This window comes from Piscicoccus intestinalis NBRC 104926, from assembly GCF_001515525.1.
GTDB classification, from domain to species: Bacteria; Actinomycetota; Actinomycetes; order Actinomycetales; family Dermatophilaceae; genus Kineosphaera; species Kineosphaera intestinalis.
The window spans coordinates 1-7,171 of record NZ_BCNQ01000193.1 but is presented as its reverse complement, the minus strand read 5'-3'; the positions used below and the strand labels follow the sequence as shown (position 1 = coordinate 7,171).

General features: G+C 71.6%; 7 protein-coding genes. 4 read left to right on the top strand and 3 right to left on the bottom strand.

Annotated elements, in window-relative coordinates:
* The first annotated feature begins 301 nt into the window (after positions 1-301).
* The 3 genes from PINTE_RS19530 to PINTE_RS24640 all read left to right on the top strand — a co-directional run bounded on the left by PINTE_RS19530 (position 302) and on the right by PINTE_RS24640 (position 2,325).
* Positions 302-1,318 (top strand): zinc-dependent alcohol dehydrogenase family protein, encoded by a 1,017-nt coding sequence (locus tag PINTE_RS19530; protein ID WP_068434010.1) that lies wholly within the window; start codon positions 302-304, stop codon positions 1,316-1,318.
* A 73-nt stretch (positions 1,319-1,391) separates the two neighbouring features.
* Complete coding sequence (locus PINTE_RS24645) at positions 1,392-1,751, top strand: alcohol dehydrogenase catalytic domain-containing protein (protein WP_245643069.1); 360 nt, start codon at positions 1,392-1,394, stop codon at positions 1,749-1,751.
* A complete protein-coding gene (locus PINTE_RS24640; protein WP_245643068.1) occupies positions 1,729-2,325 on the top strand; it encodes a zinc-binding dehydrogenase in 597 nt (198 codons plus the stop codon). Before PINTE_RS24645 ends, PINTE_RS24640 begins: the two co-directional genes overlap by 23 nt.
* Positions 2,326-2,458: 133 nt before the next feature.
* Here PINTE_RS24640 and PINTE_RS19520 read toward each other — a convergent pair whose 3' ends face one another.
* The 3 genes from PINTE_RS19520 to PINTE_RS19510 all read right to left on the bottom strand — a co-directional run bounded on the left by PINTE_RS19520 (position 2,459) and on the right by PINTE_RS19510 (position 6,467).
* The gene (locus PINTE_RS19520; protein ID WP_068434012.1) at positions 2,459-4,021 is read right to left on the bottom strand and encodes an alkaline phosphatase D family protein; all 1,563 of its coding nucleotides are present in this window, start codon (positions 4,019-4,021) and stop codon (positions 2,459-2,461) included.
* A 155-nt stretch (positions 4,022-4,176) separates the two neighbouring features.
* Positions 4,177-5,658 carry a GTPase HflX gene (hflX, locus tag PINTE_RS19515; protein ID WP_068434008.1) on the bottom strand — a complete coding sequence of 494 codons (1,482 nt, stop codon included), beginning with the start codon at positions 5,656-5,658 and terminating at the stop codon, positions 4,177-4,179.
* Positions 5,659-5,852: 194 nt separating this feature from the next.
* On the bottom strand, positions 5,853-6,467 hold the full coding sequence (locus PINTE_RS19510; protein WP_157087395.1) for a TetR/AcrR family transcriptional regulator: 615 nt from the start codon (positions 6,465-6,467) through the stop codon (positions 5,853-5,855).
* A 50-nt stretch (positions 6,468-6,517) separates the two neighbouring features.
* On the opposite strand from PINTE_RS19510, the gene PINTE_RS19505 reads away from it, so the two are divergent.
* Positions 6,518-7,171 (top strand): serine hydrolase domain-containing protein (locus PINTE_RS19505; protein ID WP_157087394.1); only part of this gene is annotated, 654 nt, incomplete at its 3' end.

Genomic DNA, 7,171 nt, shown 5'->3' with positions numbered 1-7,171 from the left:
TGGCGAGCGTCGGCGTCGCGCTGCGGGCGGCGGGAGGTGGAAGGCACCGACTCAGAGTAGGCGAGCGCACCGACAACGTGCCGCCGCCTCACCCGGGGCCTGTGGACGGCGGTATCGCGCCGGGAGCGCCTGTGGATGGATCAGGGGTGTACTCCCGGGACCTGGCAGCGCACCGGTGCGTGTGTGATGCTCGGCTGCGGCGTTCGACATGCGAAACCACCCAGGCGCGCCACCGGCTCTACAACACGGCTCCACGACACAGCTACCCGACACGGCTCTACTGACACAGAGGAGACCCGCCATGCGCGGCACCATCATTCACGCCCCGGGGGACATCCGGATCGAGGACGTTCCCGAGCCGACGATCACGGCGCCGACCGACGCGATCATCCGCACCGTCGTCACGTGCGTGTGCGGCTCGGACCTGTGGGCCTACCGGGGTGCCGAGCCCGTCAAGGAACCGCACCCGATGGGCCACGAGTACGTCGGGGTCGTCGAGGAGGTCGGCAGCGAGGTCACGTCGGTCACGCCCGGACAGTTCGTCATCGGCTCGTTCGCGACCTCCGACAACACGTGCGAGATCTGCCGGGCCGGTTACCAGTCCCACTGCGTGCACCGCGAGTTCATGAGCACGTGCCAGGCCGAGTACGTGCGCATCCCCAACGCGCAGGGCACGCTCGTCGCGACCCCCGAGTACCCCTCCGACGACCTGCTGCCGAGCCTGCTCGCCGCCTCCGACGTGCTCGGCACCGGCTGGTTCGCCGCCGTCGCGGCCGCCGTGGAGCCGGGCAAGACTGTGGCCGTCGTCGGAGACGGTGCGGTCGGCCTCCTCGGCATCCTCTCGGCCCGCGCGCTCGGCGCCGAGCGCGTCATCGCGATGTCGCGGCACGAGTCGCGGCAGAAGCTGGCGACGGAGTTCGGCGCGACCGACATCGTCGCCGAGCGCGGCGACGAGGGCGTCGAGCACGTCAAGGAGCTGACGAACGGGCTGGGCGCGCACAGCGTCATCGAGGCCGTCGGCACCCAGCAGTCGATGACGCAGGCGATCTCCTCGACCCGGGCGGGCGGGCACGTCGGCTTCGTCGGCGTCTCCCACGACGTCGAGCTCCCGGGTCAGCAGCTGTTCTTCTCCGGGGTGCACCTGCACGGCGGGCCGGCGCCGGTGCGCCGCTTCCTGCCGGATCTCATCGATCGCATCTGGGCGCGCAGCATCGATCCGGGCAAGGTCTTCGACCTCGAACTGCCCCTCGACAAGGTCGCCGAGGCGTACCAGGCGATGGACGAGCGCCGCGCGATCAAGGCGCTGCTGCGGCCGTGACGCGCGCAACGGGCTTAGGCCCCGCCTTCGGGCAGGGCGCCGACCGACGAGAGCGAGGACACCGGTGAGCGACATGTCGGCGATGGGCCTGACCGAGTTCGGCGGGCCGGAGGTGCTGCGGGCGCTAGAGGTGCCGGTGCCGGAGCCGGGACCGGGCGAGGTGCGCGTGCGGGTGCGCGCCGCGACCGTCAACCCGGTCGACACGATGGTGCGCCGCGGGCTGGCGTTCGTCAGCGACGCTCCCCCGCCGTACGTGCCGGGGATGGAGGCCGCGGGCATCGTCGACGCGATCGGCGCCGGCACCGACACCGACCTGGACGTCGGCGACGACGTCATGGCGGTCATCGCCACGTCGGGCACCCGCGGCGGCTACGCCGAGCAGGTCGTGCCCGGCCGAGTCGGTGGTGCGAATGCCGTCCGGGCTGTCGCATGAGCAGGCCGCGACGATCCCGATGAACGGTCTCACCGCGCGGATGGCCCTCGATCTGCTGCAGCTGCCGGAGGCGGCGACGATCGCGGTCGTCGGGGCGGCGGGCGCGGTCGGCGGGTACGCGGTGCAGCTTGCGGTGGCCGACGGCGTGCGGGTGATCGCCGACGCGGCGCCCAAGGACGAGGAGCTGGTCCGCAGCCTCGGGGCGCACGTCGTGCTGCCGCGCGGAGACGGTTACGCCGCGCTCGTGCGCGAGCAGGCGCCCGGCGGGGTCGACGGCCTGGTCGATACCGCGGGCCGGGTCGTGCAGAACGCGACCGCAGTGCGCGACGGCGGCCGGATCGCCTCGTCGGCGCGCGGTTCTCCGGTCACCGACGAGCGCGGCATCGTCAGCTCGAAAACGTTCGTGCCGCAGTACGCCCGCGAGCACGCCAAGCTCGACCGCCTGCGGGAGCAGGCGCAGGAGGGGCGGCTGACGGCCCGGATCGCGACGACGCTGCCCGCCGGCGAGGCGGTCGAGGCGCACCGGCTCCTGGAGAAGGGCGGCCTGCGCGGGCGGATCGTGCTCACGCGGTGAGCCGTGTCGGGGTGACCTCTCACGAGAGGTCACCCCGACGCGAACCGGCGTTTCCGCAGGTCAACGGAGCCCCGTTCTGAGATCCGAGACGAGTGACCGCTCGACGCACACCGAGCGGTCACTCGAAGACTCCCTAGAGGCCGGACGGCTCCAACGTCGTCGTGTGCAGCACCTCGCCGAGACCGTTGCGCAGCGAGACGGTCATCTCGCCGGCACCATCGATCTGCACGTAGCCGAAGAACATGGCTTTCTGGTCCCGCGGCGACTGGTTGACCCTCGCCGGCAGGCCCTGGAAAAGCACCTGAGGACCGAACGTCGCGTCCATGTCGTTGGGCCCGAAACCGCCGGCGCTGATGGGTCCGGCGACGAACTCGTGGAAGCCGTCGAAGTCGCTGAAGGCCGCCTTGTCGGGGTCGTAGTAGTGCGCGGCGCAGTAATGCACATCGGCGGTGAACCAGACGACATTGCGGATGCCCCGCTTCTTGATCTGGCTCAGCAGATACGCGATCTCGAGTTCGCGCCCAAGAGGCGCACCGGGATCGCGGTTGGCAATGGCCTCGATGGCGATGTCACCGTCTGGGACGATGATCCCGATCGGCATGTCGGCGGCGATCGCCTTCCATGTGGCCTTCGAAGCGCTCAGTTCGCGCAGCAGCCATTCGACTTGAGCCTCCCCGAGGAATGCGGTGCGCCGACCCTCGAGACCAGCGGTGTTACGCCCGCGGTAGGTGCGCATGTCGAGGCTGAAGACATCGAGGAGCGGGCCACGCTTCACCGCGCGGTACATCCGCGGCTGCGGCCCACGGGCGCGGTCACGGTACCGGTGCGAGATCGGCATGTATTCGAAGAATGCCTGTCGGGCCCGCGCGGCGAGCACGTCCACCCGCTGTTCTGTGTATCTGTCGTCGGTGAGAATCTCGCCGGGGTACCAGTTGTTCGTCGTCTCGTGGTCGTCCCACTGCGAGATCACCGGGACGTCGGCGTACATCGCGCGGATGTTGTCGTCTAGGAGGTTGTATCGGTAGCGGCCGCGGAACTCGTCGAGGGTCTCGGCGACCTTGGCGACCTGGGTCGTGACGATGTTGCGCCACACCTGGCCGTCGGGCTCGGTGACCTTCTCGGTGATGGGACCGTCGGCGTAGATGTTGTCGCCGGAGTGGATGAGGAAATCGGGCCGCAGTTCGTGCATAGGGCGGTAACCGACCATGCCGCCGAGGTCGGGGTTGATACCCCACCCTTGGCCGGCGGTGTCACCGGTCCACACGAAGCTCGTCGCGGCCGTGTTCTCGGAAGCGGTGCGGAGGCTCCCGATGCCCACTTCGCCGGCCTCCCCACTGAGATCCTCGAAGTGCACTCGATAGTCGTACTCGCGCCCGGGAGCCAGGCCGCGCACGTCGACCTGCGCGGTGAAGTCGGTCCGCGGGGTAGCCCACGGTCCGCGGATCATGCGCGCGTTCTGGCCGCGGCCGATCCGCACGACGAGGCGGGAGGGGCGGTCGGTGCGCGACCAGATGATGGCGGATCCGTCGGTCACATCGCCCGACTGCCACCCGCTGGGCAAGCTCGGGCGGGCGGTGACCAGCCCCGGAGTTTGGGATCGGACCGGTCGGGCGGCGGATGGGTCCGCGGAGGCGACGCCGAGGACGCCCGCACCGAGGGCGCCGCTGAGGACGGTACGTCGGGAGAGGTCGACCATGCCGTCAGCCTCGACCACCACCGACGACGATCGGGTGGCCCGGAGATGAAAAGGCGCCGAATGTCACTCGGCGATTATCGCTCCGTCCCAGAGCGACCGGCACCGAGATGAAGCCGCGCGGCTCGATCCCCTGAGCCGGCCGACGACCACTCGAATCAGACCGCGGCGACCTCGAACTCGCGCAGGGCGTCGACCTGATGCTCGGCGACCTTGACCTCCAGGCGCGTGCCGGAGGCGGTGTGTTCCTCGGCGAGCACCTCGGCGTCGGTGTGCAGCCGGTTGACGACGTCCCCGCGCGAGTACGGCACGAGCAGCGTCAACGGAATCTGTGGCTTAGGCAGCGCCGCGTCGATCGCGTCGCGCAGCTCGGGCAGTCCGGCGCCGGTGCGGGCGGAGACGACGAAGCAGCGCTGCTCGTGCCGCCGGAGCCGGTCCAGCACCTCGGGGTCGGCGGCGTCGGCCTTGTTGACGACGACAATCTCGGGCACATCGGTGGCGTCGACGTCGGCGAGCACCGCACGCACCGCGGAGATCTGGCCCTCGGGGTCGGGGTGGGACCCGTCGACGACGTGCAACAGCAGGTCGGCGTCGGCGACCTCCTCCAGCGTCGAGCGGAACGCCTCGACGAGCTGGTGCGGCAGCGAGCGCACGAACCCGACGGTGTCAGCGAGCGTGTACGGCCGCCCGTCCTGGGTCTCGGTGCGTCGCACGGTGGGGTCGAGGGTGGCGAACAGCGCGTTCTCGACGAGCACCCCGGCTCCGGTGAGGCGGTTGAGCAGCGAGGACTTGCCCGCGTTGGTGTACCCGGCGATCGCGACGGCCGGCACGTGCCCGGCGCGGCGGCCGGAGCGCTTGGTGTCGCGGGTCGTCTTCATGTGCCGGATCTCGCGGCGCAGCTTGGCGATCTTCGTGTTGATGCGGCGCCGGTCGAGCTCGATCTTCGTCTCACCGGGGCCGCGCGAACCGATGCCCTCACCGCCGGCGACCCGGCCACCGGCCTGCCGGCTCATCGACTCACCCCAACCGCGCAGGCGCGGCAGCAGGTACTGCAACTGGGCGAGTTCGACCTGCGCCTTGCCCTCCCGGCTCTTGGCGTGCTGGGCGAAGATGTCGAGGATCAGCGCGGTGCGGTCGATGACCTTGACCTTGACGATGTCCTCCAGGGCGCGCCGCTGGCTGGGCGCAAGCTCGGAGTCGCAGATCACGGTGTCGGCGCCCTCGTCGGCGACGATGTCGCGCAGCTCCTCGGCCTTGCCGGAGCCGAGGTACGTGGCGGCGTCGGGGCGCACCCGGCGCTGCAGCACGCCGGCGAGCACGGTGGAGCCCGCGGTCTCGGCCAGCGCGGCCAACTCCCGGAGGCTGTTCTCGGCCTCCTGCACGCTGCCCTCGCTCCACACGCCGGCGAGCACGACGCGTTCGAGGCGCAGCTGCCGGTACTCGACCTCGGTGACGTCCTCGAGCTCGGTCGACAGCCCCGCGACGCGCCGCATCGCCGCGCGCTCCTCGCGCTCGAGCTGGTCGCCGTCGTAGGCGTTGAAGTCGGGGTCGCGCTCGTGCCAGTCGTCGGAGTCGGACAGCGCGGATGCCCTGGCGTCGAAGAGGCCGGAGCCGTGAGTGGTGGGGTGGGTGTTCGTCATATCACCACCAGGTTCTCATCCGGGCGGTCCCCCGTCGAACCCTTAACCGGTCCCACGGCGGGCGCGTCGAGACCCTCGACACCCTGACCAGGCAATGACGCCCGGTGAGCCGGGTCAGGTCGCGCTGAGAGTCGCGATCGTGCGCCGTCGTTCCGCGTTGCGCTCCCGAGCCCCGCTGACGATCCTGGAGGCACTCAGCCGCGTCGGCATGCACCCGGCAACGTCCGCAGGACGGCCTGCGACACCAGGCGTCGAGCCCGCCCGGGGTCACCCCCGAGCAGACCCGCCACGGCCAGCCCGTCGCCGAGGGCGAGCAGTTCCGCGGCGGCGTCGCCCGCGACGATTCCAGGGGCGGTCTCCCCGCACTCGCGGCCGTTGTCGACGGCGGCGGCGAGGCGCTCCTCGAGGCGGCGGCGAAGGTCGGCGGCGACGCGGGACAGCGCGTCGTCTCGGAGGGCCCGGGACGCGAATTCCATCCGCACGCGGCCCTCCTCGCGGCGCGCGTCGTCCAGGGGGAGGAACTGTTCCAGGGCCGCGCCCATCATCTGCCGGATCGTGCCGCCCGCCGACTCCCCCGCCTGCACGATCGCCGCCACCCGCTCGTCGACCCGGGCGCCGAGGCGCTCGTACGCGACGACGACGAGGTCGGCCTTCGCCGGAAAGTAGTGCTGCACGAGCCCGACCGAGACCCCGGCGGCGGCCGCGATGCGCGGCACCGTCACCCGGTCGAGGCCCTGGTCGAGGGCGATCGACAGGGCGGCGTCGGCGAGGTCGGCGCGGCGGCCGTCGCGGTCGGCGTCTCGAGGCATGCGCACCACAGTAGCCCGACCACCGTATTGCCATACGGTAACGTCACCGTATGTCCATACGGTTTTCTCGATGGTGGCTCGTCGCCGGGCTGCTCGCCGCCCTGCTCGGTCTGCTCGCGGCCGGCTTCGCGGCGGCTCCCTGGCGATCGGGCACCACCAGCGATGCAAGTTTCGACGGCCTGTGGCGAGACCACCTGCACCGCACCGGCGCTCCCGGCGGCGCGTACGCCGTCGTCACCGCCGACGGCACGACCCACCGCGGGGCCACCGGCGTCGACGGCTCCGGCCACGCCTACTCCCCCGACACCCGCGGGCTGTGGGGGTCGCTCGCCAAGCCCGTCGCCGCCTCCGTCGCCACCGATCTCGCCGCACGCGGCGCCCTCGATCTCGACGCAACCCTCGACCGATACCTTCACCTCCCCTGCGCCACAACCCGGCTCAACGACGTGACGGTCCGCGACCTCATCCACCACACCGCCGGAGCCGGGTCGCCGCCCGACGCCCTCGACGTCGCCCGACCCGGGCCGGCCAGCGAGGCCGCCGCGCAGCTGTGCGACGCCGTCACCGGCTCCCCCGGCGGGTACCGGTACAGCAGCGGCGGCTACCTGCTGCTCACCGCCGTGCTCGAGGCCGCCGGCGGCACGACCTACGACCGGCTGCTCGCCGACCTCGCCGCCCGCACCGGCGCGCGCACGCTGGTCGCG